Source organism: Microcoleus sp. B9-D4, from assembly GCF_036705105.1.
Taxonomy (GTDB): Bacteria; Cyanobacteriota; Cyanobacteriia; order Cyanobacteriales; family Microcoleaceae; genus Microcoleus.
This window is the reverse complement of the sequence record NZ_JAUBTS010000014.1, coordinates 75075-98766: the sequence shown is the minus strand read 5'-3', so window position 1 is coordinate 98766 and position 23692 is coordinate 75075. Positions and strand designations below refer to the sequence as shown.

General features: G+C 47.3%; 28 protein-coding genes and 1 pseudogene. 11 read left to right on the top strand and 18 right to left on the bottom strand.

Annotation, left to right across the window (positions count from 1 at the left end; translation table 11 throughout):
• Positions 1–39: 39 nt before the first annotated feature.
• On the bottom strand, positions 40–252 hold the full coding sequence (locus tag QUB24_RS11585; RefSeq protein WP_333153308.1) for a hypothetical protein: 213 nt from the start codon (positions 250–252) through the stop codon (positions 40–42).
• A gap of 146 nt (positions 253–398) precedes the next feature.
• Here QUB24_RS11585 and pgl point away from each other — a divergent pair, with 146 nt between their 5' ends.
• From pgl to QUB24_RS11555, 6 genes are all read left to right on the top strand, one after another.
• Positions 399–1118: a 6-phosphogluconolactonase gene (pgl, locus tag QUB24_RS11580; protein ID WP_333153307.1), complete on the top strand. Its 720-nt coding sequence runs from the start codon at positions 399–401 to the stop codon at positions 1116–1118.
• Between the two features lie 553 nt (positions 1119–1671).
• Positions 1672–2463 carry an FHA domain-containing protein gene (locus QUB24_RS11575; protein WP_333153306.1) on the top strand — a complete coding sequence of 264 codons (792 nt, stop codon included), beginning with the start codon at positions 1672–1674 and terminating at the stop codon, positions 2461–2463.
• Positions 2464–2545: 82 nt separating this feature from the next.
• A complete protein-coding gene (locus QUB24_RS11570) occupies positions 2546–3037 on the top strand; it encodes an FHA domain-containing protein (protein ID WP_333153305.1) in 492 nt (163 codons plus the stop codon).
• Positions 3038–3092: 55 nt separating this feature from the next.
• Entirely contained in the window at positions 3093–3830 is a 738-nt protein-coding gene (locus QUB24_RS11565) for a PRC-barrel domain-containing protein (RefSeq protein ID WP_333153304.1), read from the top strand.
• Positions 3831–4022: 192 nt separating this feature from the next.
• Positions 4023–4697, top strand: coding sequence for a hypothetical protein (locus QUB24_RS11560; RefSeq protein ID WP_333153303.1), 675 nt, complete (start codon positions 4023–4025; stop codon positions 4695–4697).
• Positions 4694–5146, top strand: coding sequence for an FHA domain-containing protein (locus tag QUB24_RS11555; RefSeq protein WP_333153302.1), 453 nt, complete (start codon positions 4694–4696; stop codon positions 5144–5146). The genes QUB24_RS11560 and QUB24_RS11555 overlap by 4 nt, the downstream gene beginning before the upstream one ends.
• A gap of 145 nt (positions 5147–5291) precedes the next feature.
• Here QUB24_RS11555 and QUB24_RS11550 read toward each other — a convergent pair whose 3' ends face one another.
• A complete protein-coding gene (locus tag QUB24_RS11550) occupies positions 5292–5870 on the bottom strand; it encodes a DUF1997 domain-containing protein (RefSeq protein ID WP_333153301.1) in 579 nt (192 codons plus the stop codon).
• Between the two features lie 207 nt (positions 5871–6077).
• Between QUB24_RS11550 and pheA the strand changes: the two genes are divergently transcribed.
• Both pheA and QUB24_RS11540 read left to right on the top strand, forming a co-directional pair.
• Positions 6078–7025, top strand: coding sequence for a prephenate dehydratase (pheA, locus tag QUB24_RS11545; RefSeq protein WP_333153300.1), 948 nt, complete (start codon positions 6078–6080; stop codon positions 7023–7025).
• Between the two features lie 50 nt (positions 7026–7075).
• Entirely contained in the window at positions 7076–7717 is a 642-nt protein-coding gene (locus QUB24_RS11540) for a pentapeptide repeat-containing protein (protein ID WP_333153299.1), read from the top strand.
• Between the two features lie 33 nt (positions 7718–7750).
• Here the strand turns inward: QUB24_RS11540 and QUB24_RS11535 are convergent, their stop codons facing one another.
• The 10 genes from QUB24_RS11535 to QUB24_RS11490 form a co-directional block, all read right to left on the bottom strand.
• Positions 7751–8689 carry a PspA/IM30 family protein gene (locus QUB24_RS11535; RefSeq protein WP_333153298.1) on the bottom strand — a complete coding sequence of 313 codons (939 nt, stop codon included), beginning with the start codon at positions 8687–8689 and terminating at the stop codon, positions 7751–7753.
• A gap of 215 nt (positions 8690–8904) precedes the next feature.
• On the bottom strand, positions 8905–9546 hold the full coding sequence (locus tag QUB24_RS11530) for an LON peptidase substrate-binding domain-containing protein (protein WP_333153297.1): 642 nt from the start codon (positions 9544–9546) through the stop codon (positions 8905–8907).
• Between the two features lie 199 nt (positions 9547–9745).
• Positions 9746–10141: a DUF5615 family PIN-like protein gene (locus tag QUB24_RS11525; protein ID WP_333148762.1), complete on the bottom strand. Its 396-nt coding sequence runs from the start codon at positions 10139–10141 to the stop codon at positions 9746–9748.
• A complete protein-coding gene (locus QUB24_RS11520) occupies positions 10134–10454 on the bottom strand; it encodes a DUF433 domain-containing protein (protein WP_333153296.1) in 321 nt (106 codons plus the stop codon). The genes QUB24_RS11525 and QUB24_RS11520 overlap by 8 nt, the downstream gene beginning before the upstream one ends.
• A 234-nt stretch (positions 10455–10688) precedes the next feature.
• Positions 10689–11006 carry a 30S ribosomal protein S10 gene (gene rpsJ, locus QUB24_RS11515; RefSeq protein WP_006632193.1) on the bottom strand — a complete coding sequence of 106 codons (318 nt, stop codon included), beginning with the start codon at positions 11004–11006 and terminating at the stop codon, positions 10689–10691.
• 210 nt (positions 11007–11216) lie between these two features.
• Entirely contained in the window at positions 11217–12446 is a 1230-nt protein-coding gene (gene tuf / locus QUB24_RS11510; protein WP_333034796.1) for an elongation factor Tu, read from the bottom strand.
• A gap of 101 nt (positions 12447–12547) precedes the next feature.
• Entirely contained in the window at positions 12548–14620 is a 2073-nt protein-coding gene (gene fusA, locus QUB24_RS11505) for an elongation factor G (protein WP_333059036.1), read from the bottom strand.
• A 345-nt stretch (positions 14621–14965) separates the two neighbouring features.
• Positions 14966–15436: a 30S ribosomal protein S7 gene (rpsG, locus tag QUB24_RS11500; protein WP_006632196.1), complete on the bottom strand. Its 471-nt coding sequence runs from the start codon at positions 15434–15436 to the stop codon at positions 14966–14968.
• Positions 15437–15581: 145 nt separating this feature from the next.
• Positions 15582–15962 carry a 30S ribosomal protein S12 gene (gene rpsL / locus QUB24_RS11495; protein WP_006632197.1) on the bottom strand — a complete coding sequence of 127 codons (381 nt, stop codon included), beginning with the start codon at positions 15960–15962 and terminating at the stop codon, positions 15582–15584.
• 99 nt (positions 15963–16061) lie between these two features.
• Entirely contained in the window at positions 16062–16205 is a 144-nt protein-coding gene (locus QUB24_RS11490; RefSeq protein WP_333153295.1) for a hypothetical protein, read from the bottom strand.
• A 20-nt stretch (positions 16206–16225) separates the two neighbouring features.
• Between QUB24_RS11490 and QUB24_RS11485 the strand changes: the two genes are divergently transcribed.
• From QUB24_RS11485 to QUB24_RS11475, 3 genes are all read left to right on the top strand, one after another.
• Complete coding sequence (locus QUB24_RS11485) at positions 16226–16348, top strand: hypothetical protein (protein WP_333153294.1); 123 nt, start codon at positions 16226–16228, stop codon at positions 16346–16348.
• A gap of 69 nt (positions 16349–16417) precedes the next feature.
• Complete coding sequence (locus tag QUB24_RS11480; protein ID WP_333153293.1) at positions 16418–16621, top strand: hypothetical protein; 204 nt, start codon at positions 16418–16420, stop codon at positions 16619–16621.
• 218 nt (positions 16622–16839) lie between these two features.
• Entirely contained in the window at positions 16840–17691 is an 852-nt protein-coding gene (locus QUB24_RS11475; RefSeq protein ID WP_333044556.1) for an Npun_R2479 family HD domain-containing metalloprotein, read from the top strand.
• Positions 17692–17823: 132 nt separating this feature from the next.
• Here the strand turns inward: QUB24_RS11475 and QUB24_RS11470 are convergent, their stop codons facing one another.
• From QUB24_RS11470 to QUB24_RS11445, 6 genes and pseudogenes are all read right to left on the bottom strand, one after another.
• Positions 17824–18339 carry a transcriptional repressor gene (locus QUB24_RS11470; RefSeq protein WP_333153292.1) on the bottom strand — a complete coding sequence of 172 codons (516 nt, stop codon included), beginning with the start codon at positions 18337–18339 and terminating at the stop codon, positions 17824–17826.
• 455 nt (positions 18340–18794) lie between these two features.
• Positions 18795–19274 (bottom strand): annotated as a pseudogene (locus tag QUB24_RS11465) (chlorophyll a/b binding light-harvesting protein); the annotation flags it as partial.
• A 695-nt stretch (positions 19275–19969) separates the two neighbouring features.
• Positions 19970–20707 (bottom strand): response regulator transcription factor, encoded by a 738-nt coding sequence (locus tag QUB24_RS11460; protein WP_039886887.1) that lies wholly within the window; start codon positions 20705–20707, stop codon positions 19970–19972.
• Between the two features lie 683 nt (positions 20708–21390).
• On the bottom strand, positions 21391–22353 hold the full coding sequence (locus tag QUB24_RS11455; protein WP_333153291.1) for an FTR1 family protein: 963 nt from the start codon (positions 22351–22353) through the stop codon (positions 21391–21393).
• Positions 22354–22442: 89 nt separating this feature from the next.
• The gene (locus QUB24_RS11450) at positions 22443–22877 is read right to left on the bottom strand and encodes a ferritin-like domain-containing protein (RefSeq protein ID WP_332954961.1); all 435 of its coding nucleotides are present in this window, start codon (positions 22875–22877) and stop codon (positions 22443–22445) included.
• A 233-nt stretch (positions 22878–23110) separates the two neighbouring features.
• Positions 23111–23467: a hypothetical protein gene (locus QUB24_RS11445; RefSeq protein WP_333153290.1), complete on the bottom strand. Its 357-nt coding sequence runs from the start codon at positions 23465–23467 to the stop codon at positions 23111–23113.
• Between the last annotated feature and the right edge of the window lie 225 nt (positions 23468–23692).

Below are 23692 nucleotides of genomic sequence, written 5' to 3'. Positions count from 1 at the left end.
GCAGGGGTAAGTGCGATCGGGAGCATCTCGGTTTGGCTTTTACTGTCGGTGTGCGATCGTCCGGCTGGCTATATTTATAGACTTTGCTGTGCGGGGCGGATCGGAGTCCCAAAAAACGCTTTTTACTTTCTGCCCAGATGCTCCGAGTACGATCGAACTTTTGATTGAAAGTTGTGACAGCTCAATGCAACAGGTGAAAATCCATAAAGCACTGGTAGGAATATGTCTGCCTTTCCTCCAATCAAGGGGCATAAGATGATAAAATTGTATGGGATGGTGTGCCATGCCTGCCGAGTCTGTCAGCAGAGCGACCTCAAACCAAAATGTCTAACCAAAATGTCAAGGTAAAATTGGCAATTGCTGAGAACAGCACGAATAGGAAAGTTGAGAGGAAATTAATGAAAAAAATAGTAGAAGTATTAGCAAATCGGGAACAACTAATAGATCGATCGCTGGAGATTGTGCTGTCGAAAATCTCAGAAGCCATAGCAGAACGCGGACTTTGTACGATCGCCGCAGCGGGCGGAAGCACACCAGAACCACTCTACAGAGCGATCGCAGCCCAAGACCTGGCTTGGGACAAAATTCACGTTTTCTGGGGCGACGAACGCTACGTTCCCCCAGAACACCCAGACAGCAATCAAAAAATGGCGCGCCTCGCGTGGCTCGATCGAGTGAATATCCCCGCCAGCAACATCCACCCCATGCCCACAGCCGCCGGCGACCCCGCAGCCGACGCGGAGGCGCACCAAACCGAATTACAGCAGTTCTTCAAAGTATCCGAGGGCGAGTTTCCTGCCTTCGACATCATTTTATTGGGCATAGGAGACGACGCCCACACAGCCTCTCTATTTCCCGGCACAGCAGCCTTGCAAGTCCGCGACGCCCTAGTAACTGTCGGCAACAAAGACGGTCAACCCCGCATTACCTTTACAGTCCCCTTAATCAACCGGGCCCGGTGCGTCATCTTCATGGTCGCAGGAGCCAGCAAACAACCCGCCCTAGCTCAAATTTTTGCCCCCGCAGCCGACGAAATGACCTATCCAGCCAGACTCGTTCAACCAGAAGGCGAGCTTTGGTGGCTCCTCGATGCGGCTGCTGGCTCCTCCGTAAAATAGCCGACAGAGCCCCAAGCGTCCCAACACAGTCAGCATTATCACTAACTCAATCTTGCCCATCACAGCTAACGTCACGGCGTCAGCTCAGTTGCTAGTATTAGAAGCAATATAAGAATTGTGGCGGTTAAAGTTAAAATTTGACCATATACACGAGTATTTTTGTCAGGAACCTCAGCCTAAAGGCATGAGGCTTGAAAGAGAAATCTAACAAGCCATTCTGACGGGCCTAAGTCTTAACTGACTACGTTTTGTGAGTCACGACACCCTGGGATACGAAGCTAGTCCCTTGCTCTGTCGCTAGTGGTTAAACAGTTCTAAGGTCACTGGAACAGTGCTGCTAGCCTAACAAGCTCCTTAAACATTGGCGAAGCTAACTTTACCCCAGAAATGGGAGATTGAGGACAACCATATCCTCACGGGGGGGCAACCATACCCCCCTACCCCGCAAGGGGATTCAATTCAATGTCAAGCCGTCCTGTAAGGACGGGGTTTCAGACCCAACGACTTTTGATGAGGCTGATTTAAAAATCTGGCCGATAGCAAGGAGAAATCGATGATTGTCTGTCCCAATTGCAATCACCAGAACCCCGACGGGGCCAGCCAGTGTGAGGCTTGCTACACGCCTTTACCTGTTACCGCAAGTTGCTCGAACTGCGGTGCAGCAGTTCAGACAGATGCAGCATTTTGCGGCCAGTGTGGCTTTAACTTGCGTCCGGGTTCCATAGTTCCAGAAGTTGAGGTGACAGTACCGTCCCCCTCGCCTGTAGGCCCCACAGTGGTATCGTCACCGGCGCCGGATTTAGTGCCACCCGAACCCCTGATGGTCATGGAACCTCTAGTTACCCTGAATAAGGGGCTCAACTTGGAAAAAACTCCCGCCAGCATTCCAGCGATTCCCGATCCCCCCCCTTCGCCCTCGGTTCCTGTTACAACTGAATCGGTGGCAATACCAGTAAATATCTCTCCTCCGGTTCCGGGCCCACAGCCCGCAGGTGTAGCTAAAACTCAACTGCAACAGCAGTCGGCGCGCCTGCTACACGTTCAGACAAATACGCCGATGGAATTGCCTCACAGTCTGGCTGTGGTTCACATAGGCAAGCCAAATGACTTAGTGCCGCCGGATATTGATGTTTCGGGATTTGCTAATTCTGAGATAGTTTCTCGGGTACACGCAAATCTCCGGGTGGAGGGAGATGCTTGCTACCTAGAAGATGTAGGCAGTTCCAACGGCACTTACGTCAACAATACTCCGCTACCCAAGGGAAACCGCCACCGGTTGCGACCGGGAGACCGCATCTCTCTGGGCAAAGGAGACCTGGTTACGTTTTTATTTCAAATCTCTTAGAGCGAGTTTGGATTGGGCGATCGAAAGTCTAAAATCTAAAATCGCATCTTGAGGCGCTCTACCAAAACTCAATGCTGCCAATGTGATTAAGCTGACCTTGCTACATCCACTCCAGTCTATACCCGTCCGCAGTTGGATCTTTGAAGACGAGCAGGTCGTCCGGATCGGGCGCTCGACCGAAAACCACGTCGTTCTTTTTAGCGCTGTGGTTTCTCGTCGCCACATCGAATTGCGGCGCAGCGGCATAACTTGGGAACTGATCAATTTAGGTACCAACGGGACTTACCTCGATGGTAAGCCGATCGCTAAGGTTCCCATTGTGGACGGTCTGATCGTTCACTTGGCTCGCTCTGGGCCGAAAATTCAAATCAATGTAGGCCCGAATCAGTCCTCCGTCCAGTTAGGACTTCTTAGCGTCAAGCCCAGGGAGGCTAAGGAAATTCACGCTCCCTCGGCCGGCGTGCACATGAGCACGATTCCTGTTCCCGACCACAAAGAAGTTGGCACTTCCAGGGAAGAGGACGAGTTAACCCAGGCAGATAATAATCGCCATTATTCGGAAGAAGAATATTAAATCGGCTTCTTTGGACGATCGACATTTTTCAAAGGCGGCACTCAGGAGTTTATTTATGAGTACATCACCACAGATTGTTAGGCGCAGTGAACTGCAGGGCCGCCGCACCATCGACCGCAGAACGGCGGAAGAGGTCGGCAGGGTAGATCGGGTTTGGCTCGATGCTCACTCCCAACGGGCGATCGGCTTTACTTGCAAGTCGGGACTTTTGGGCAGCAAAAAAACTTGGTTCGCTTGGGCGCAAGTAGATACGGTGGGGGAAAATGTTTTTGTCACCATTAACCCGGAACTGCCCCCATTGCATCAGCCGGAACAAGCTGTTTGTCCGATCGGGCTTGAGGTGCTCACAGACACGGGGAATCAGGCAGGTGCAGTGGTTGACTACCTATTTGATGTCCGCACGGGTTCAGTCACCCACTACCTATTTAAATCGAGCGGCTGGCGCGGTGTTTTAGACGACATTTACTTGTTACCTGTGGCAGCTATTTCGACCATCGGCAGCAAGCGGGCGATCGTCTCTGAAGCGGCTGTATCGGAGCCAGTGCAGTACGCGGAGGGACTGCACAAAAAAGTCGGTTTGGTAGCAGAGTTTTTACATGAAGATTTCGACAGAACTCTCAAAAATGTGGCAGGCGTGAAGCGGGGCGCTCAAAGTCTGGCGGAAAAATTCCAAGATAAAGCTCTAGAAGTCAGGGATGTAGCTCAAGAAAAAGTTGCAGAGTTGAAGCGGCAAAGGCAAGAATCTGTCCCGCCAGAGCCGAAGCCGGAGCCGCCTGAGTCAGATTTGAGCTGAAGTTTGGCCTTCCCGCTCGCCGGGGGACTAATTGCCGATCGCATTTTGGGGCGACGCGCGCGAGGAAGGTCGATCGGTATTTTCGCTATGAGAGATTGATCCGTTGTCGCTCAAAATTCCAGTGCTGCTCAAAGCATTGTATTTTAAAGGTATCGCATCAATAAGGAAAATGTTAGCAACTCAAAATGACCTATGCTGTTTGATACAACTCACATCTTTCACCATTCTCAAGAACAGGCTTTTGGGCCTGTTCCACAAAGAGTGAATTTTCTTGTGGAACAGGCCCAAAAGCCTGTTCCTAAACAATTAATTGAGAATGGTGCAACATCTCAGATACCATCAACAAGTATTTTATCTAGAGACCCCAGGATTAATAATTGGTTAACTTCTTTCTTTACAAACAGCGATTCGTTGAGCAGTGACTGTCGCCCCCTCAAGAACTCGAATCAGCGGTGCAACCAGCGCGGGTCTGAGTTAAATTCTCTGGTTCGTCAGCGGGAAAAGGGTGATTTGGCCGATCGAATTGAGCGGCTCACCCATCGGCACAATCGCTCCCTCACAGCCCAAATTAATCAAGCGGTTAAGACCGCTGTCCATCACTGGGAAGTTCACCCGATTAATACCAGCGTGTTTGGTTGTTACCGAGGACAGCAAAAATTTGCGCCTGCGCCAAAAGCTAACCCTCAAAAGTTGGTTCCAATGCCTCAAGCAGCCAAAAGTTCGACTTTTAGGGCAGAGCGAGGAAATCCGGGCGCACTGATGACGGCTTTAAAAATCAAAATTTTTGCAGCTCTCTCCCAAAAAATCTCTCTCTCTCTGGAAGTATCCCCGTTTCTGTCTGGCGGTGGAGTGTCAAAACATCAGTGATTACCTTAACTCTTTTACATCCTATCCAGTCTGTCCCAGTTCAAAGTTGGTGTTTTGAATCAGAACCGGTGGTTCGGATCGGTCGATCAAACGACAATGATGTAATTATTTACAGCGCTGTAGTTTCCCGCCACCACGTAGAGCTGTGGAATCACGCCCAGGGCTGGGAAATTATTAATTTTGGTGCTAACGGCACTTATGTAAATGATAGACCGATCGCTCAGGTGTCAGTTGTAGACGGGATGACAATTCGCTTGGGCAATTCCGGGCCAAAAATCAGGATTCGGGTGGCCGCCACGAATCAACCGGGCAAAATAATCAAGCCACCGCAGCGCGAACTCCGCCAAAAGGACGAAGTTTCAAAAGACAGGTCAACTCCTTTGCCGGGGGGCGTGGGAATAATCGAAGACGATGAACTTGGAGGGATCACTCAAATCGATCTTGACTGACCGGCAGCTATCTATATATCCCTGCTGGCTAGTTCCAACAAAGCGACCGATGCCCCATTCTAGCGTCTAACTAATATTGTGGTAAGTGGCCTGATTGGTGCCTAAATATCCCTATAAATTAATTAACAGCTTCTCTAGTAGGATTTCACCCTTCTAAAGATAAGATTGGGGGGATATCGATCGATCTTAGCTCACTTTCGCTGCTTGCCCAGCGGCGGTAATCTAAGAGCAACTGGTGCATCAACCGCTGTTTGACGCTCAGCAGTACGCTCTTGAGCAAAGCATTCCCCGTTGCTTCTAAAATGGGTTTGGGCGTCAGCCAAAACGGCGGCGGTAATTCTACTTGCACTTCCAAATCCGCTTTTCCCTTCAAGTATGCTACCCCGCTGCTTTGGTGTACACAAAGCTTTCCTTTGAGATTGAGAGCAAAGCGATCGTTTATATAACCCACGCCACGAATTTCGCAGGCGACGGACTCCAAATTGATTGTGCCATCCGACTGGGCCCACACCCTCATGTCTACTGTGGGTTGAATGCTCAGCATCATAAATTGTAATGGTCGCATTTTTAGGCGGAAACAGTCATCGCTTAGCTGTTGTGTGCGACTTTGATCCACAAGGGCGTTCACCAGTCGCCTCGGCTGGCGCAGATAATGTTGAATGGGAACTCGTTCCTCTGGTACGGCGATCTCAACGGATTGGGAAGAATTAAAGCGGGTATACATGAGAAAATATCAAAATATAGGATTCCTAAGCATATCTTAATAAAGTATCACCTTTTTAAGGTGACATACGTAGCGCACTAAGTCGCGCGCCCAGCAATGTCATCCGAGATATCACTGATAAAAGCTTTCGGGACATCGCTAATTTTTCATCATACTTCCTAGCTGATGAGAGTAAAGCAAACTTTTGTAACCTAAAATTGCCTCTAAATGAAAATTTCGTTAGCGAAGCCCTCGAAGAGGATCGCACATCTCGGCCCTCTTGGTACAAATGCAGAAACAGCGGCTCTAGCTTATGTCAATTGGTTGAGCCTGAAAACAAACTTGGAATGCACCCTATGTCCTTATTCCACCATTTCCCAAGCGCTAGAGGCATCTGCCGTAGGGCAGGTTGACTATTCAGTTGTGCCCGTCGAAAATTCGATCGAAGGCAGCGTCACTGTCACATTAGATACACTGTGGCGACTCGATCAACTCCGCATTCAACACGCCTTAGTTTTGCCAATTTCCCACGCGCTAGTGTCTAATGCCAAACATTTTAACGAGATTAAAAAAGTTTACTCTCACCCGCAAGCGCTAGCTCAGTGTCAGGTATGGTTGGGGCAGTTTATTCCCTCAGCTCAATTAATTCCGGCCAATTCAACCACGGAAGCATTGCAATATCTGGAAGATACAAATGTAGCAGCGATATCTTCGCCAAGAGCGGCTGAACTTTACCATTTGCCAGTGTTAGCTCACCCCATTAATGATTATCCCGATAATTACACTCGCTTTTGGGTACTCAGCAGGAGTGGTGGAGAAATCGGAAACGTAGAAGCAGCGGATCGCTCATCCATTAAATCCACCACAAAATCTGCTTCTAAGTTGATCCTCGATACTTCACCGTCTAATTGCACCCATACCTCACTAGCTTTTAGCGTACCGGCCAATATGCCGGGAGCACTGGTAAAACCTTTGCAAGTATTTGCCAGTCGCGGTATTAATTTAAGTCGGATTGAATCTAGACCGACTAAACGATCGCTCGGAGAATATATTTTCTTTATGGACGTTGAAGCTAACGCCTGCGAAGCATTTGTTCGATCGGCACTCGAAGAGTTAAAAAATCACACAGAAACTTTAAAAATCTTTGGTTGCTACAGCTTAGTGTCAGTAGTATAATTTCTTTTTATGTACTATACTTTTTAAGTAAAACTTAGGAGGCTGGCGAGATGAATGCTGATGAACTTCTCAAGCGATACGCAGCCGGAGAAAGAAATTTTCATGAAACCAACTTGAAAGAGGCTTTTTTGCGAGAAGCTTTCCTAATTCATATTAATCTAGCCTGTGCAAATCTGAAGGAAATCAATTTTGCTTTGGCGAACTTAATGGGGGCCAACTTAATAGCAGCCAAGCTAAAGAATGCCTGCCTGGTGATGACCCGCCTAAATGGGGCTAACCTGAGCGGAGCCGATCTAACTTTCGCAAGATTAACAGGAGCTGACTTGATTGAAGCAAACTTGGAAAACGCCAACTTGAGCGACACCAAAATGATTGGTGTTAATTTGAGCGGAGCAAACTTGAAAAACGCCAACTTGATGGAAGCAAACCTCTTAGATGCTTGCTTGGACAATACAAACCTTGAAAAAGCCAATCTAAGCGACGCTAAACTGCGGGGTTCGAGTCTGAGAAAAGCCAACTTGAGAAAGGCTTTTTTGTGTGAAAGTAACCTTGAGGGCGCAGATTTAAGAGAAGCAGATTTGAGCGGTGCTAATTTGAGCGGGGCATTTTTATGCGGGGCTAATCTGGAAGGAGCTAAGTTAGATGAGGCAATTTTAAGTGGGGCCATACATTTTTGCGTCAGACAAGTTTGAGTTCACGCAATATATAACCGGAGAATCCGACAACTAAGGACTAAAAAATATACTATTGACTTGGCTGAAAGTGAAGTCTATTTGCTGCTGTACCTTAGCAAAATGAAGCTGCATCTTGAGGATCTCTTTCTTGGAATTAGCTTGAGCAATCTTACTTTCCAAAGCCAGCAAGTTGCGATTGAGAGTTTCTACTCGCACAGTTTGGTAGTCTAAGTCAATTTTTAGTTCTGCAGCCTGATCGAATTGAACCTGCTGGCGAACCACGGCGAGGCGGACTGAATTCTCATCCTGTTTCTGAAGAGCTAGCAAAGCTCGCTGCTGCCACTGGTTGGCTTGAGATTCAGCTTGATTGTACAGCCACTGAATCCGCAGTTGGGCGGAAATCGCAGTGCCAACAGCCTGACGCAGTTCTTTGAGAGGTTCCTGAATTTCTAAGATTAATAGTTCCCAAAGATTCATCAGTTCGCTGGTAAATTCTTCGCGTTCTACAGAAGCTACCAGTGCTTCTAATAGCAACAAATTTGGTTGCATTTGCTGCGTAATTGTCTCAAATATTAACTGTGCTTCGGACATTTGCCGATCGTAATTTTTTTCTGAGACTGCACCGGATGAGTGCTTTAATATTTTTTCCGTGCTGTCTAACTCAGCTTCTGAATCTGAACTTGAAGCTACAAAGGCCTGTAATTTTTCGCGGGCGATCGAATTCAGCCTTTGTCGAAGCAAATCGCAGGCCGCCCGCTGCACTGGCCCTGTTTCGCTTTGACAAATCTTGATGACTATTTTTAAGCCAGCATCGCCGTAATTCAGTGTCTCTCTGAGGGCGGCGATGCGATGTTCGCTGACAGAACTAGACAGCCGATGTTTAACTCCTGCTAGTCCGCCAAGCACTACACCGCCCACAGGAGGTGGCAGTTGACCGCCTCTAACTGCATCGTATGGTTTCGGTTGGTCGTGATTTTCTAACACAAGCATCTAATTTAGAAACGGGCAAGATGCCCGTTCCACAGAATAATTTATTTTTGTGGAACGGGCATCTTGCCCGTTGCTATATATTTGTGTAAAAGGTCTATTAATTCTCAATTATTTAATCTCCAATGGGAAAATCGAAAATCGAAAATGGTATGACTCTGTGTGATTCTTGCTTCCATGCAGGCAAAACCGATCGTACTTTTTGCCTGCCCCATTGACTATTTGAGTGTATCTTTCAGTACAGTCCTCGCTGCCAAGTGATTGCGAGTAGAAGTCAAAATTTCGGTTTCGCGTTCCAATCTCGCAGCAGTATCTTGCAATTCTAAAAGAGTTTGCTGTTCTGTCGCTGCGCCGTAAAGGTAGCTGGCTACCCAATAGGACAATTCTGTGGGCAAACTGGGAATGTCTTCGGGCAGGTCGATCGGCTGATCCATCAATTTGCTGGAGAGGCGAACTACATCTCTCAGCAGTTGTTCGACATCTTTTCCCAAAGGTCTGAGGTCTTTTTGCGGCGGTGCGTCTTCGATCCATTCTACTAGACCGACTAAATAGGGTTTTTCCCGAACGGCGTCGAGCACTCGGAACCGCTGCTGGCCGAGGGTCATAATTTTCATGCGATCGTCGGGCAGGCGCTGACAGTGAATCACTTCGGCGCAACAGCCAACGGCAGAGACTTTGTTTTGGTTGGGGTCCCACATGAGCACACCGAAACGCCGATCGCCCTCCAGAATCGTATTCATCATGATTCGATAGCGAAACTCGAAGATTTGCAGTGGGAGTGGTCTACCTGGAAATAGAACCACTTCCGGCAACGGAAATAAGGGGAGTTCGCGAACTGCTACAGAGGAAGAGGATGCCATTGTCGCTCAAAAGTGACGGTACTTGCGCTTATTTTTCTTACTTTAACTGATTAAAGGCAATTCCGGGCGGGGGTGAGGGGCGATCGGGGGGAAATGGGACGCGGGCGATCGAGACTTTCGGCTGATGCGTAGGATCAGAAACCGGGTTTTCCTCAAAAATCCTTGGTTGTTACCCAGGTTTTTGGTTGGTGTGGGTGAATTATCGCCCATACTCTTCAACCACAAAAACCGGATGACTCAACCCACGCTGATTCTGCTTTTTGATCCGAATTAGGCGATCGAGCAACGAATCAACTTGCTGAAGATAGGCATGAAGAATAGTAACTTGTCCCAGGTAATCTCGATCGTCTTTACAAACAATAATTCCTGCGTGGCGATCGCCACGACGGTGCAGCGCCACAAAATCATCGCGATTGAAGCTAATTACCGCCCGATTTTGTGCAGTGGCAAAGCGCAGAACCTCGTCATCAGGAATTCCTTGATTTGCTTGACCGGCATCATAAGAAGTTAAAACATCACTGTCAAGACTACGTAAATGCTCGACCATTGGGATCGGGAAATTTTCATTGGAATAAAGCCTCACCCTTTCAATCATCGGTTTGATGAGAAATAATAATACGATCGATTTCTTCGCGGTGGCGATCGTAATAACGCCAAGCATTCTCTAGATCGCGATCGTCCAAGACTGGATAATTCCGAAGTAACTCAGCATCATCAGCCCCCTGTTGGTGAAGCGAAACCAGTGTCCAAACAGGAATGCGGGTGTTGCGAATCCGGGCATTTCCTCCACAGACTCCAGGTGTACTCTGAATCGCCCTAGCTGAAAGTTTTTCTTGGAACAACAAACTCTCTTCAGGTGTCAGCGATTCAATGACTTGAATTAAGGAGTCAACCAACTGAATGTTCATAGCTGGTAATTGAAGAAATATCGAATAGCGATCGCTTAAACTATCATAGCAAATTTCTCTAAAAAGAAAAGAATCTTATCAACCATAGCATTACCAGCAACGCAGCTTACAACACCTCGATCGTATTCTCAACTTTAAAACTGGTTTCTGACTATTCTTGCATCCGGGAATGAAAAAAAAGGAACAAAGTATTTTTCCCTTGTTCCTTTTTTTGTTATTTTCCAATGCCTCAATCTATAGCTTGACTTCGATATCTACGCCGGCTGGCAAATCCAGTTTCATCAAAGCGTCAATTGTTTTGGCCGATGGCTGGTGAATGTCGATAATCCGGCGGTGCGTGCGGGTTTCAAAGTGTTCGCGAGAATCTTTGTCTACGTGGGGCGATCGCAGCAAGCAGTAAATCCGCCGTTTTGTCGGTAGGGGAATCGGGCCGATCGCTGTGGCTGCTGTCCGATTTGCTGTATCTACAATCTTTTCGCAGGATGCGTCTAGAATTCGGCGATCGAAAGCTTTGAGGCGGATGCGAATTTTTTGTTGTTGAATTGTTGCCATTTTTGTTTCTTGAATTTTCGAGGTTCAGTTTATTTTTAGTCATTAGTCATTAGTCATCAGTCATTTGTTATTTGTTATTTGTTATTGAACATTTAACCCATAACTACTAACAACTGGCCACTAACCTATAACTACTCACTACTCACTAAATAGCAGAAAAGCCTATTGACATTTGGCGGCTTTTCTGCTATTTAAGCTGTTATCGGAGTCCTACTTGAGGATTTTGGAAACAACGCCAGCGCCGACGGTGCGGCCGCCTTCGCGGATAGCGAAGCGCATTCCTTGTTCGATCGCGATCGGGTGAATCAACTCAACAGTCATTTTGATCCGGTCACCGGGCATCACCATTTCTGCTTCACTACCGTCATCAGCGGTGAATTGTGCGATCGTGCCGGTCACGTCAGTGGTACGGACGTAGAATTGAGGGCGATAGCCAGAGAAAAAGGGCGTGTGCCGGCCGCCTTCTTCCTTCTTGAGGATGTACACTTCAGATTCAAACTGAGTGTGAGGCATGATGCTTTTCGGCTTGGCAATCACCATTCCGCGTTCAATATCCGCCTTTAAAATCCCCCGTAGCAGTAGGCCCACGTTGTCGCCGGCCAAGCCTTCATCCAACTGCTTGGTGAACATTTCCACACCAGTCACCGTAGTGCTGCGAGTGTCCTTAAGACCGACCAATTCGACTGTTTCGCCGACTTTGATTGTGCCGCGCTCAATCCGACCAGTAGCAACAGTACCCCGACCCGTAATCGAGAATACATCTTCTACAGCCATCAAGAAAGGCTTGTCAATTTCGCGCTCTGGGGTGGGGATGTAAGCATCTACTTCTTCCATCAGCTTGTAAATTTTGTCAACCCACTCATTTTCGCCCTTGACAGTCTTGGGATTAGCAAGCATCGCTTCGAGAGCTTTCAATCCCGAACCTGTGACGATGGGGATGTCATCGCCCGGAAAATCGTAAGAGCTCAAAAGTTCGCGAACTTCCAGTTCTACCAATTCCAACAGTTCAGCATCATCCACCATGTCTTCTTTGTTCAAGAAGACAACCAGGCTGGGAACGCCAACTTGCTTAGCTAGCAGGATGTGTTCGCGAGTTTGAGGCATGGGGCCGTCTGCCGCTGACACTACTAGGATGCCGCCGTCCATTTGAGCAGCACCGGTGATCATGTTTTTCACATAGTCAGCGTGTCCGGGGCAATCTACGTGGGCATAGTGCCGACCTGTGGTTTCGTATTCCACGTGAGCAGTATTAATCGTAATACCCCGTGCTTTTTCTTCTGGCGCAGCGTCGATGTCGGCGTAGTTCTTAGCCTTTGCTTGACCTAGTGCAGAGAGAGTCATCGTAATCGCGGCGGTCAAAGTTGTTTTGCCGTGGTCAACGTGACCGATCGTGCCGATGTTTACGTGGGGTTTATTCCGTTCAAATTTTGCGCGTGCCATTCTTGATCTGTTCCTTGTTTCTTTTAGCGATTTTAGACTTGAGATTTTAGATTCTAGACTTTGGATTCAATCCAAAATCCAAAATCTAAAATCTAAAATCATTAGTTCCCTTTGTTCTTAGCGATAATGGCTTCAGCCACGTTTCGCGGCACTTCTTCGTAATGGCTGAATTCCATTGTGAAGATGCCTCGACCTTGGGTTTTCGAGCGGATGTCGGTGGCGTAACCAAACATTTCTGCTAGTGGAACTTTTACAGAAACTTTGGCTATCCCCTGATCCGTCTCTTGACCTTCGATCTGACCCCGACGCGAGTTGAGGTCTCCGATGACGTTCCCGATGTAATCTTCGGGAACTTCAACCTCTACTTTCATCATAGGCTCTAGCAGCACTGGCGACGCCTTCATCACGGCTTCTTTGATCGCCATTGAACCGGCGATCTTAAATGCCATTTCTGAGGAGTCTACGTCGTGGAAAGACCCGTCTACCATAGTAGCTTTGAGGTCAATCACGGGATATCCTGCTACAATACCTGATTCGCAGGCTTCTTTCATCCCTTGTTCTGCCGGGCCGATGTACTCTTTGGGTACAGTGCCACCAACAATTTTGGAGACAAATTCAAACCCGCTTCCGACTTCGGTGGGTTCTAGTTCGATCACGACGTGACCGTACTGACCTTTACCGCCACTTTGGCGGATAAATTTACCTTCGGCGCGGACGGATTTGCGAATGGTTTCACGGTAGGCTACTTGTGGCTGACCCACGTTGGCTTCTACTTTGAATTCCCGCAGCATCCTGTCTACCAGGATTTCCAGGTGCAGTTCGCCCATGCCGGCGATGACTGTCTGGTTGGTTTCTGGGTCAACGTTGACTCGGAAGGTGGGGTCTTCTTCCGAGAGCGACTGGAGGGCTTTGGAGAGCTTCTCCATGTCTTGTTTGGTTTTGGGTTCGACAGCCACCGAGATAACTGGCTCTGGTATAAACAGAGATTCCAGAATCACTGGCGCTCCTTCTTCGCAGAGGGTGTCGCCGGTGAAGGTGTCTTTCAAACCCAAGGCTGCTCCCAAGTCTCCGGCTCGGAGTTCCTCAACTTCTATCCGATCGTCCGCTTTGAGTACAATTAGGCGAGAAACCCGCTCTTTTTTGTCTTTGGTGGAGTTCAGGACGTAGGTTCCTTTTTTGAGGATACCGGAGTAGACGCGAACAAAGGTCAGGCGGCCGTAGGGGTCAGCCATGATTTTGAATGCCAGGGCTGACAGGGGCGCGCCGTCGTCTGCAAATCGTTCTGCGGTGTCGCCGTTGGGCAGGAGTCCTTGAATTGGGGGAACTTCCAAGGGCGACGGCAGGTAGTCGATCACTGCATCCAACAAAAGCTGAACGCCTTTGTTTTTGAACGCCGAACCGCAGAGCATGGGGACGATCGTACCTTCGACAGTGCCGTGACGCAGGGCCAAGCGGATTTCGTCTTCCGTTAACTCTTCGCCTTCGAGGTATTTCTCGGTGAGGGCGTCGTTGGTTTCTGCTACCGACTCGATCAGCTTGGTGCGGTATTCTACGGCTAGATCCTTTACTTCATCGGGGATTTCTACTTCCTCGATGTCGGTTCCCGTATCGTTGTTGTAGATATAGGCTTTCATGTGCACTAAGTCTACAATTCCCCGGAAGTTTTCTTCACTGCCGATCGGGATTTGGATGGGTACGGCGTTCGCTCTCATGCGATCGCGAATTTGGCCGTAGACTTTGTAGAAGTTTGCGCCCATCCGATCCATTTTGTTGACGAACACGATCCTCGGTACTTTATACCGATCGGCCTGTCGCCAAACTGTTTCGGATTGCGGCTGCACTCCCCCTACCGAGCAGAACACTGCGATCACTCCGTCGAGCACTCGCATCGAGCGTTCGACTTCGATCGTGAAGTCTACGTGTCCGGGAGTGTCGATGATGTTGATTTTGTAATCTTTCCAACTGGTGGTGATAGCAGCGGCAGTAATCGTAATTCCCCGCTCCCGCTCTTGCTCCATCCAGTCAGTGACTGCTGTTCCCTCGTGCACTTCACCCATTTTGTGAACCATGCCTGAATAGAACAGAATTCTTTCAGTTGTTGTTGTTTTGCCCGCGTCTATGTGGGCTGCGATGCCGATGTTGCGAGTTTTTTCTAGCGGGACGGTACGTGCCACAGCTACCTCCTTAATCTTGTGTTGCTGTTATAATACTATTATACTACACAGTAACCCTATTTTGCACTCCCCAGTGACTTACAAAAGTCTCTGGAGCTTATTGTTACATTTTAATATTTTTTGCAAGATTTGTTTACAAAAATATTAAGGATGCGACATGGAGGATTCAGAGAGTGCATGAATTTTGAGTGCATGAATTTTGATTTTGAGAGTTTTGAGTTTGCTTCACGAATCGCAACTGCGCCAAGAGAAGCAATCTCAACACTCAAAACTTACACTTTCCAATTTCTCACCCGATGCTTTTATACCGCACGATCGCGCTCTTCTCCATGCCCGATGTTGCAGTTAGTAGCGGTAGTGAGCAAAAGCCTTGTTAGCTTCAGCCATGCGGTGAGTTTCTTCGCGCTTGCGAATAGCACTCCCTGTTTCGTTAGCTGCATCCATCAGTTCGTTGGCTAGCTTGGCTGCCATCGAGCGGCCGGTGCGGGCGCGGGCAAATCTGATCAGCCAGCGGAGGGCGAGGGTTGTACCGCGATCGGAACGCACTTCCATTGGCACTTGGTAGGTGGCGCCACCTACCCGGCGGGCTTTGACTTCGACCAGGGGTGTTGCGTTTTTGACTGCTTTTTCAAACAAGTCTAACGGTTCAGCCCCTGTGCGTTCTTGGATGGTTTTGAGGGCGTCGTAGACGATGCTGGAGGCAACGGATTTTTTGCCGTGCTGCATGATCCGTCTCACCATCATGCTTACCAACCGGCTGTTGTAGGTTGGATCTGGTGGAACTGGACGTTTTTGAATAACTGTGCGGCGAGACATAGTTTTATTTGGGATTTTTGATTTTGAATGATTGAGTTTGGGGTTTTGGGATCACATCTCGATTTATGACGATCGAGCTTGCAATTGAGCGGCGCGATCGGATTTATTTTTGCTTCCCTACCCCGACGATCGGGCGAGTTCCGTGTTATTTTTTCTCTTTAGGACGCTTGGCCCCGTATTTGGAACGACCCTGCTTGCGGTCTTTCACCCCAGCGGTGTCTAATGTACCCCGAATGATGTGGTATCTAACTCCGGGTAAATCTTTTACCCGACCGCCCCGGATCATTACTACCGAGTGTTCTTGCAAGTTGTGACCGATCCCTGGGATGTAGGCGGTGACTTCAAAACCAGAGGTCAGCCGTACCCGAGCCACCTTCCGCAGCGCCGAGTTTGGTTTTTTCGGGGTGGTCGTGTACACTCTGGTGCAAACTCCGCGCCGCTGGGGGCAACTCTTGAGAGCTGGCGATTTGGTTTTTTTCTGCGTTTGTTCCCGTGCTGAACGGATGAGTTGCTGAATAGTGGGCATGAGTTACGGCATTTCTAGCTTTTTGCTGAATATAGTGATTTGGCTGCATCCGCACTGAAAGTCCCTTCCCCTCTGGGGGGACGGGATTAATGAAAATAATTATGGGTAAGTGAGGATACCAGACTCTGTATTGTACACGACGCGAGTTTCTTTGGCAAGAAATTTGCGCCACCCGCGCTCAAACTTCCTTCCTTGCTGCAAGTTGGGAGGGGGCGAGCGCAACGGGCGAATGGTATGTGACATCCTATAATTTAGGCGCAACTATGATGATTTTCACAGCCGTCAGCAAAATTTATGACGATCGCAATATCGCGCTTTTGCGATCGAATTACCATTGTGAGGAGAGGCGCATTAACTCCAGCCTGCGATCGCATCACAGTCTATAGCCGATCTACATCACATAAAGTTATCTAAAATTGCCCGACAATAAGAAATATACATTGAGTTGACGGCAGATGACAACCAAAGCTTATATTGCTGAATATAAAATTTCCGAACTTTACTTGAACATTTGGAAATCCGGTAAGATCGATCGGACTGTGTTCCAGCAAATTCAATACGCAATTAATTCTCACAGTTTAAAAAGTTCAGACGATCGAAAAATTGTCAGCAGGCTGCTGTATGCAGTACGGCGGGGATGGGTGTCAGTGACGGACTGAGTTGCTTGGGAGTTTTGAGTCAGGGCGCGAGATTGCTTCGTGACTCCCCCGGCGTAGCAGCGTCAATGAGTTTTGAGATTGCTACCCACTTGCCACCCACAGATCACAACACACACGGGGTGCATGAGTTGTGAGCTAAAATCTCATCCATAAAATTAGAGGACTCCCCAATAGATGCACCGCTGTGGAAAGGCAATATTAAGGTAAAAGGATAGGGTATGTTTAATTCTACAGAACTGCTGATCGAGGCTTTCATCGAACAACTTCAGAACGGTTACAGCCGCACTTACGGAGGCTACAAATCAGACTATGCTGACATTATTGCCTGGGTGGGGGCAATGGCGTTAGAAAACATCGCCAACAGCGACGCTCTTTATCACAATGTAGAACACGCCATTTGCATTAGCTTAGTCGGTCAAGAAATCTTGCGGGGAAAACACATTCGCAAGGGCGGAGTTTCCTGCGAAGATTGGCTGCACTTCATCATTTCTTTGCTGTGCCAAGACATCGGATATGTCAAAGGAGTTTGCCGGCAAGACCAAGAATCAGAAGGGTTGTATGCTACGGGAAAAGATGGCATGAGAATTGCACTTGCTCCCGGTGCAACAGCTGCCAGCCTAGCTCCTTACCGAGTTGACAGAGCTAAATTGTTCATTGACGAGCGCTTCGGCAACCACAAGCTAATTAATGCTGAGATAATTAAGCAGAACATAGAACAAACTCGTTTTTCGGTGCTTGACGGCAACACTGACGAGGATGCAGTTAATTATTCTAGTTTAGTTCGCGGTGCTGACTTGATAGGTCAGCTAAGCAACCCGCAATATTTGCAGAAAATTGGCGCGCTGTTTTACGAGTTGGAAGAAAGCGGTGCTACTAAACTTTTGGGCTACCGACATCCGGGCGACTTGCTGCAAAGCTACTCTAAGTTTTACTGGAGCGGCATTTATCCTCACATCAGTGAATCTCTCGGTTACTTGCAGTTGACTCAGGAAGGTAAACAGATTGTTGCTAGTTTGTACGCTAACATATTTCGGATGGAACACCAACGTTGCGATTCTGAGGTTGCTTGATTGCAAAAGAGAATTCAGCAGTCAGCAGTCAGTTGTCAGTAGTCATTGGTTATTTGTAGGTGCTAATAACTAACAGCTCATAACGAATAAAAAAGCACAAATTACCAATTACCGAAGGGTATTTCATTCAACTCAACTAATTTCCTCATCAATTTCTGAATGATATCTGGGACACAACCAATTGCTGGGTACCAAAGAAGGCCATCCCTTCCGTAGCGCTTCCAAACAAACCGCACGCACAGTTAATTGACAGTCAAGCAGTTCTACCCCAGCTTTTTCAACTTGCTTTTTGCCAATTTTTAAAATCGATTCATCGCTAAATTCAAAGGTTTTGTGACACTGAATGCAAACTAGATGGTGGTGGTGGTGCAATTCGGGAAAATTCAGTTCGTAATGTTTGTGTCCTTCTGCTAATTCTAGTTCCCGCAAAATTCCTATCCTTGCTAATAAATGCAGCGTTCGGTAGACAGTAGACAAGCCTATTCGTTCTCCTTTATTCTGCAAAGTCTTGTATAATTCTTCCGCACTTAAATGATTGCCTTGCGGTAGATTTTGAAAGACACTCAAAATAGTTTCTCGTTGGGGAGTCAGGCGGCAGCCTCTCTGGTTGAGTTCGACTTTGAGTGAGTTAGCACTGTATAAATTCATGTCGGAAAAAAATCAAAAAATTGAAGGGAGATTTTGCTGGATTATCTGTTATTTGTTCGCGCTCTTGTTTAGATTGTCCAAAAGTATATTTTCCTTGAAAATCAATCTAAGTTTAGACTCACTCTGCTAGCCACCTATCCCCCTTGCTCAAGGTGGAACTGAAGCAGTGGTAGTCGGTATTTCAGCGTAATTTTTGTGAAGTTTAGAGCAATGTTGCGGATAAGCATTGGTCAAACAAGTCTTAGGTTCAAAGTCAGTGCAACCATCGCATCTTCAGTACAAGCAACGCACGGGCGCACTGTAAATGTGAGGCGGTAGTCCGTAGTAAAAAAATCCCAATAACAAGGAATTGGATACAAGCGCTTGATTTGATGCGCTCCTTGCGGCAATGTTACGGACAGACTCCACAAAAATAATCAAAGTGGCGATACATAAATATTAGAAAAAGACAGTCATAAACCACCAAAATACATAGCTTTGGCCACCAACAAGAAGGTAGCGATACCCAGCAAAACTAGGCGGATTCCCAAGATAATGGTCATTTTGTCTGCGTCTTCCCATGTGTAGCCAAAGAAAGAAGTTCTTGCTTCGAGGGTTGCTGGCCCTTTGAGGGAGTAAAAGATGCCGCCGAAGCCGAGAAAGAGGTGAATCGCCCTAAGGGCGAAGTACGGATCAGTATCGACAATTTTGCCTCCCGCACCCCCGCCCAAGCCGAGTCTGGTTAGGTTTGGCAACAGGATTAAGCCTTGTTCGTACATGGGCAATTCTGGGTTAAAGCGGAAAAGCTCCAATAGGGTATAGGCTCCCGCCCAGAAGACGATGAGGCCGGCATGGGCGACGTGGGTACCGAGCAAACGGCCCGAAAGGTTGATTAAGCGGGCGTTGCCGACCCACCAGGGAAATGATTTTTCTTCGGCTGGGAAGGATTTTGCCATGCTGGTCACGGCGATTTACCTCTTGAGAAAGATGTCAGGGGAGTTTTCAGCGATCGCAGGTTATTGATATAGATAATCAACAATTTTAGTAGTTTCGTCAAGGGGTATTTGAGAAAAATTTTCACTGATTGGAGTTCAGGTATGTAAATCTGTAGGAAAAAAAATCGTTATATCACGATGATGAGTGTTTTTGGCGCTTGATCGGAGTTTGGCCTCTCGTTAGCAAAATAGCAGCTAAAAGAATACGTCTAAATTTATTGATAAATAATATTATTAAAGAGTATTATGGCTAGAGTATTGTTTAAGTAGCTCTCCAATCCTCTCGGAAAAGACAAGGGGGAAAAAGAAATCCGGTACTTTCCTATGGACAAGCTTCTCTAAAAGTACGGTTGGAGGCAGGGCGGTTTCATTCTCACGAAAATCGCGATTTTGTAGGGGTAGTGCCTCCGTGCCTACCCCCCACAGACGATTTCACAGTTTCAGACATGGGGCAGCCACGGGGGGCAGCCCCTACAAGAGAATGAAACCGCCCTGGGGTTAGAGGGGGCTGCGGGATTGTTTTTTTCCGAATCAAGAGAGTTAAGGGCTACTTGTTGACATATTCACTCAAACTCCAAACAACAAAGCCTGAGAGCTAATGCTCTCAGGCTTTTCTAGCGGGATTTTTAACTGCTTGTTGCATTTGGCGTGCTAGCTCAAGCAGAGGATTTGGTTTCTTCAGCTACTTGCTCGTTGTTGGGCAACTCCAGGCAATAACCAGCCCCGTATACGGTTTTGATGTACCGAGGATGGCGGGGATCGGGTTCCATCTTGGTTCTCAGGTGTCTGATGTGTACACGAATAGTTTCGATGTCGTCGTCGGGGTCGTAACCCCACACTTCTTTGAGAATTTCGCTGGGAGAGACTGTCTGACCGTGGCGCTGAAGCAAGCAGTGCAGCAACTCAAACTCTAGGTGGGTCAGTTTGACTGTCTGAGCGTACCAAACAGCTTCAAACCTTTCGGGGACAAGGGTCAGCGGGCCGTAATTCAGAATTTCGGAGTGTTTTGCCGCTTGGGGAATGCGGTCTGTGCGCCTTAGTAGAGCTCGCACTCGGGCTAGCATCTCTTCTAGTTCAAAGGGTTTTGTCAGGTAGTCGTCGGCGCCGGAGTTGAAGCCTTCTACTTTGTCTTGAGTTTGACTTAAGGCTGTCAACATCAAGACGGGAATGTCTGAGGTGCGCTCGTCACGCCGCAAACGCTGACATACGGTGAATCCGTCTACTCTAGGCAGCATGAGGTCTAGCATGATCAGGTCGGGCAGCAGTTGTATGGCCAGTGCCTGACCTTTGATGCCGTCTTCTGCCTGGGTGACTTCGTAGCCAGCCATTTCTAGGTTGACGGCTACGAGTTCGGCGATCGCCGCGTCATCATCAATAACAAGTATCCGGGGCATCATTATTTATCTCACCGCTAACCAGATTGGGGAGGCTACAGCCTTCTGGGGGTTCCAGGTAACTTTAACAAGCAATTTTTTAATTTTAAGCTTCATTTAAGAATTATAAGGTTGATTAAGACCTTTTTGAGCTATGTAAAAATTGTTGTATTAATTATAAGCGCCTTCAGTGGTTATCAGAAAGACTGTTCGCCAGAAATCTGGCCTGGAGTAGATTTTTTGTTGGCGGGCGCGACTTATGTGGCGACGAGTGATGATGGGATTTGAGATTTTAGAGCCACCCTGCGTTTGTTTGCTGGTAGTGGGTCATCGCCCCTGTTCTCTATCGACACCTTTGCGGGCCTGACATTGCCAATTCTGCTCTCTGCGAGTTACATATTTTCGACGATCGCCCACTCTACGACTTGTGATTTATAAAGTTGGTGAGGTTGAGAAAAATTTTGTTTTTTTTGAGGATTAGCCCTTGCTTTTTTTAGCTCTTGACTGTATTATTGAATAATAGAAATATAACTATTTATTTAAAAAAAAGTCACTATTCCCATTATTAAATAATATCATACACATGTCAAAGAGTCTATCCCAAACCCCTAAAATTTTTGGCCGATTTTGGAAAATCAGGCAATTTTTTTGTGCCTCAGAAGCAGTGAAAGCAGTGAAATAAGCTGTAACCCTAGCCGACAGAACTACTGAGAAAGAGTTGATTTTTGAGCGGGCTGAGTATTTTTGCTGGGAACAGTTGCCTGAGAGCCTAATTTTTGGAAATAAAGACCGCCGATGGTGGCTAAGAATATGGTGTAAGCCGCCGCTTGGACGAGATAAAGTCGATCTCTGTATCCAAACAGTGCTTTGAGAATCACTCCTGGAAATTGTCGATCGGGCAAAATCTCCGCTGCATTCCACATCATCGGCCCTAAAATACAAGAGTGGAGTGGTGCGAGGCGATCGTAATAAAAACAAATCGCTGCATACTTGCTATTCATCTGCGACAAAATCCCAGCGGCTTGGTCAAAATGCTTGAGTGCAGATACTGCCAAACCTGCCACGATTAACAGCAACAAAACCCCCATAAACTTGAAAAACAGGCGGATATCAATTTTTACGCCCCACTTGAATAGTAGCGCGCCAATGATTGCCGCCCCAGTCAAACCGCCCAAAGCACCTAAAGCAGGAGTTAAACCTTGTTGAAATTGAGCGCTGACAAATATAACTGTTTCAAAACCTTCGCGCAGTACCGCAATAAAAATTAAGCCAAATACGCCCCAGCCGGCATTGCTATTTTCTGTCAAAGCTGCTGTAACTGCTCCTTCAACTTCAGCTTTGAGAAAGCGCGCTTGCTGAGTCATCCAAATTAGCATCCAGCTTAGCATTGCGATCGCCACAATTCCCAAAACGCCCTCTAATAGCGGTTTAATGACTGGTGCGTAGGGCTGCGCCGATGTGGATAGGGCTGCGAGCAATCCATTGAATAAAACACCCACAATACCGCTAGCACCAATGCCGGCGGCGACACCTGCATAAACCCAAGAATTGAGGTGGCTTTGATCGGCTTTTTTGAGGCAAGCTAGTACAATTCCGACGACTAAGGCGGCTTCTACGCCTTCGCGCAGGGTAATTACAAAAGTTGGTATGGCTTCACTAAAATTCATTTTTTATAATCATAGCGAATGGGAATGGGGCATTGGTCATTGGTGATTTAAAATAACCAATAACCAATAACAATTAACTAATGATTAAATCAACTATAATCCCGCAGCATTTTTTTGAGTTCTACTTGGTGCAATTCTTCTTGTCCAATTAGATTGCGGGCATATTCTTCCAAATACACGCTGGAGTCAGTCACAACTTCAAGTAAAGATTTATACTTTTTGAGCGCTTTTTTCTCGTGATTTAAACTTTCTTCCAACAAGTCTTTCACCGAATGTTTGTAGGTTTCTTCGATGGGAGCAATTTTCTGACTGGGATGCCCCTCTAAACCGGTGAGAATTTCTCCTGCTTGTTGGGCGTGGAGTAGGGATTCCGTGGCTTGTGCTTTAAAAAACTGCACGATGGGAATCCGGTTTGGCCCTGTCACCATTAGTGAATAGTGGGTATAGCGCACGACACCTGCAAGTTCCCATTCCATGATGGTGCATAGCAGTTCCTGGGTTTTTTTCTCGTCAAGTTCTTTCATTTGTTGTTTTAGAGGTAGAATGCCTTAGAGGGCGCTGTTTATAATAGCACATTTAAGTTAAAAAGGAAAAGTAAGGTGCTGATGGCGTGCCTTACCGGAGAGATGTTGTATGTGAGCTAGGGGTTAACTTCTAAGGTTCCTGTAGGTTCAAACACTACAGTAAACTTAGCGACTGGTGCTGCACTGTTACTGCTGCTAGTTTCGGAAGATTTGAGCAGATGTGGCAAAGGAGTTTATTTGGTGTAATCCTTGGCGGGTTGATTGAGTGGCTCGAAATTGCCGTAGCTTGCGGGGCGGAACGCCATCGCCCCATCTTGACTTGTAGTGACTCGATAGACTAGATTTTGATTGAACGTAGGGCTAGTTTGCCAACTTCGATCGATGCGATCGTAGACTTTCAGAGCTAGCTCATCTAGTTTTACGCGATCTGTAATTTCTGCTGTCTGATTTGTTCGATCCACCGCCTGAACTTGCTGCTGGCATGCTGATACAGGTACAGCTTGGACAGTCTTATCTGTAGGGGTACTCGCAATAGCGGTTTCAGTAGACCTATTAGTGAAAGGTACAACCTCTGGAGACTTGTCAGGCAAATTTTTGGGGTTGTAAATAGCTAAGCTGTAATTATTTGCAGCCGGAAGCCCACTGTTACTCGAAATAGCTGGTTAGGCCCCGCCCTTAGCAACAGCATTAGCGGGATTGGGCCGCTCGATTCTCAAAGATTTGACATGAAAACCGCGAAACTTTTCTTTTTGGCTAACGCGCCACATTGCGATGGGAAAAGTCAATCGATTTGAGATTTGAGATTTGAGATTTGA

What these genes read in the sequence shown, in the direction of transcription:
- rpsL (WP_006632197.1), bottom strand. Translation starts at nt 15,962, where the DNA reads ATGCCCACTATTCAGCAACTCATCCGTTCAGCACGGGAACAAACGCAG.
- pgl (WP_333153307.1), top strand. Translation starts at nt 399, where the DNA reads ATGAAAAAAATAGTAGAAGTATTAGCAAATCGGGAACAACTAATAGAT.
- QUB24_RS11470 (WP_333153292.1), bottom strand. Translation starts at nt 18,339, where the DNA reads ATGAATTTATACAGTGCTAACTCACTCAAAGTCGAACTCAACCAGAGA.
- QUB24_RS11530 (WP_333153297.1), bottom strand. Translation starts at nt 9,546, where the DNA reads ATGGCATCCTCTTCCTCTGTAGCAGTTCGCGAACTCCCCTTATTTCCG.
- QUB24_RS11485 (WP_333153294.1), top strand. Translation starts at nt 16,226, where the DNA reads ATGATGATTTTCACAGCCGTCAGCAAAATTTATGACGATCGCAATATC.
- QUB24_RS11490 (WP_333153295.1), bottom strand. Translation starts at nt 16,205, where the DNA reads ATGTCACATACCATTCGCCCGTTGCGCTCGCCCCCTCCCAACTTGCAG.
- QUB24_RS11585 (WP_333153308.1), bottom strand. Translation starts at nt 252, where the DNA reads ATGCCCCTTGATTGGAGGAAAGGCAGACATATTCCTACCAGTGCTTTA.
- QUB24_RS11455 (WP_333153291.1), bottom strand. Translation starts at nt 22,353, where the DNA reads ATGAATTTTAGTGAAGCCATACCAACTTTTGTAATTACCCTGCGCGAA.
- QUB24_RS11535 (WP_333153298.1), bottom strand. Translation starts at nt 8,689, where the DNA reads ATGCTTGTGTTAGAAAATCACGACCAACCGAAACCATACGATGCAGTT.
- QUB24_RS11565 (WP_333153304.1), top strand. Translation starts at nt 3,093, where the DNA reads ATGAGTACATCACCACAGATTGTTAGGCGCAGTGAACTGCAGGGCCGC.
- QUB24_RS11560 (WP_333153303.1), top strand. Translation starts at nt 4,023, where the DNA reads ATGCTGTTTGATACAACTCACATCTTTCACCATTCTCAAGAACAGGCT.
- QUB24_RS11540 (WP_333153299.1), top strand. Translation starts at nt 7,076, where the DNA reads ATGAATGCTGATGAACTTCTCAAGCGATACGCAGCCGGAGAAAGAAAT.
- QUB24_RS11475 (WP_333044556.1), top strand. Translation starts at nt 16,840, where the DNA reads ATGTTTAATTCTACAGAACTGCTGATCGAGGCTTTCATCGAACAACTT.
- tuf (WP_333034796.1), bottom strand. Translation starts at nt 12,446, where the DNA reads ATGGCACGCGCAAAATTTGAACGGAATAAACCCCACGTAAACATCGGC.
- pheA (WP_333153300.1), top strand. Translation starts at nt 6,078, where the DNA reads ATGAAAATTTCGTTAGCGAAGCCCTCGAAGAGGATCGCACATCTCGGC.
- QUB24_RS11550 (WP_333153301.1), bottom strand. Translation starts at nt 5,870, where the DNA reads ATGTATACCCGCTTTAATTCTTCCCAATCCGTTGAGATCGCCGTACCA.
- QUB24_RS11575 (WP_333153306.1), top strand. Translation starts at nt 1,672, where the DNA reads ATGATTGTCTGTCCCAATTGCAATCACCAGAACCCCGACGGGGCCAGC.
- QUB24_RS11460 (WP_039886887.1), bottom strand. Translation starts at nt 20,707, where the DNA reads ATGCCCCGGATACTTGTTATTGATGATGACGCGGCGATCGCCGAACTC.
- QUB24_RS11450 (WP_332954961.1), bottom strand. Translation starts at nt 22,877, where the DNA reads ATGAAAGAACTTGACGAGAAAAAAACCCAGGAACTGCTATGCACCATC.
- rpsG (WP_006632196.1), bottom strand. Translation starts at nt 15,436, where the DNA reads ATGTCTCGCCGCACAGTTATTCAAAAACGTCCAGTTCCACCAGATCCA.
- QUB24_RS11480 (WP_333153293.1), top strand. Translation starts at nt 16,418, where the DNA reads ATGACAACCAAAGCTTATATTGCTGAATATAAAATTTCCGAACTTTAC.
- rpsJ (WP_006632193.1), bottom strand. Translation starts at nt 11,006, where the DNA reads ATGGCAACAATTCAACAACAAAAAATTCGCATCCGCCTCAAAGCTTTC.
- QUB24_RS11520 (WP_333153296.1), bottom strand. Translation starts at nt 10,454, where the DNA reads ATGAACATTCAGTTGGTTGACTCCTTAATTCAAGTCATTGAATCGCTG.
- QUB24_RS11525 (WP_333148762.1), bottom strand. Translation starts at nt 10,141, where the DNA reads ATGATTGAAAGGGTGAGGCTTTATTCCAATGAAAATTTCCCGATCCCA.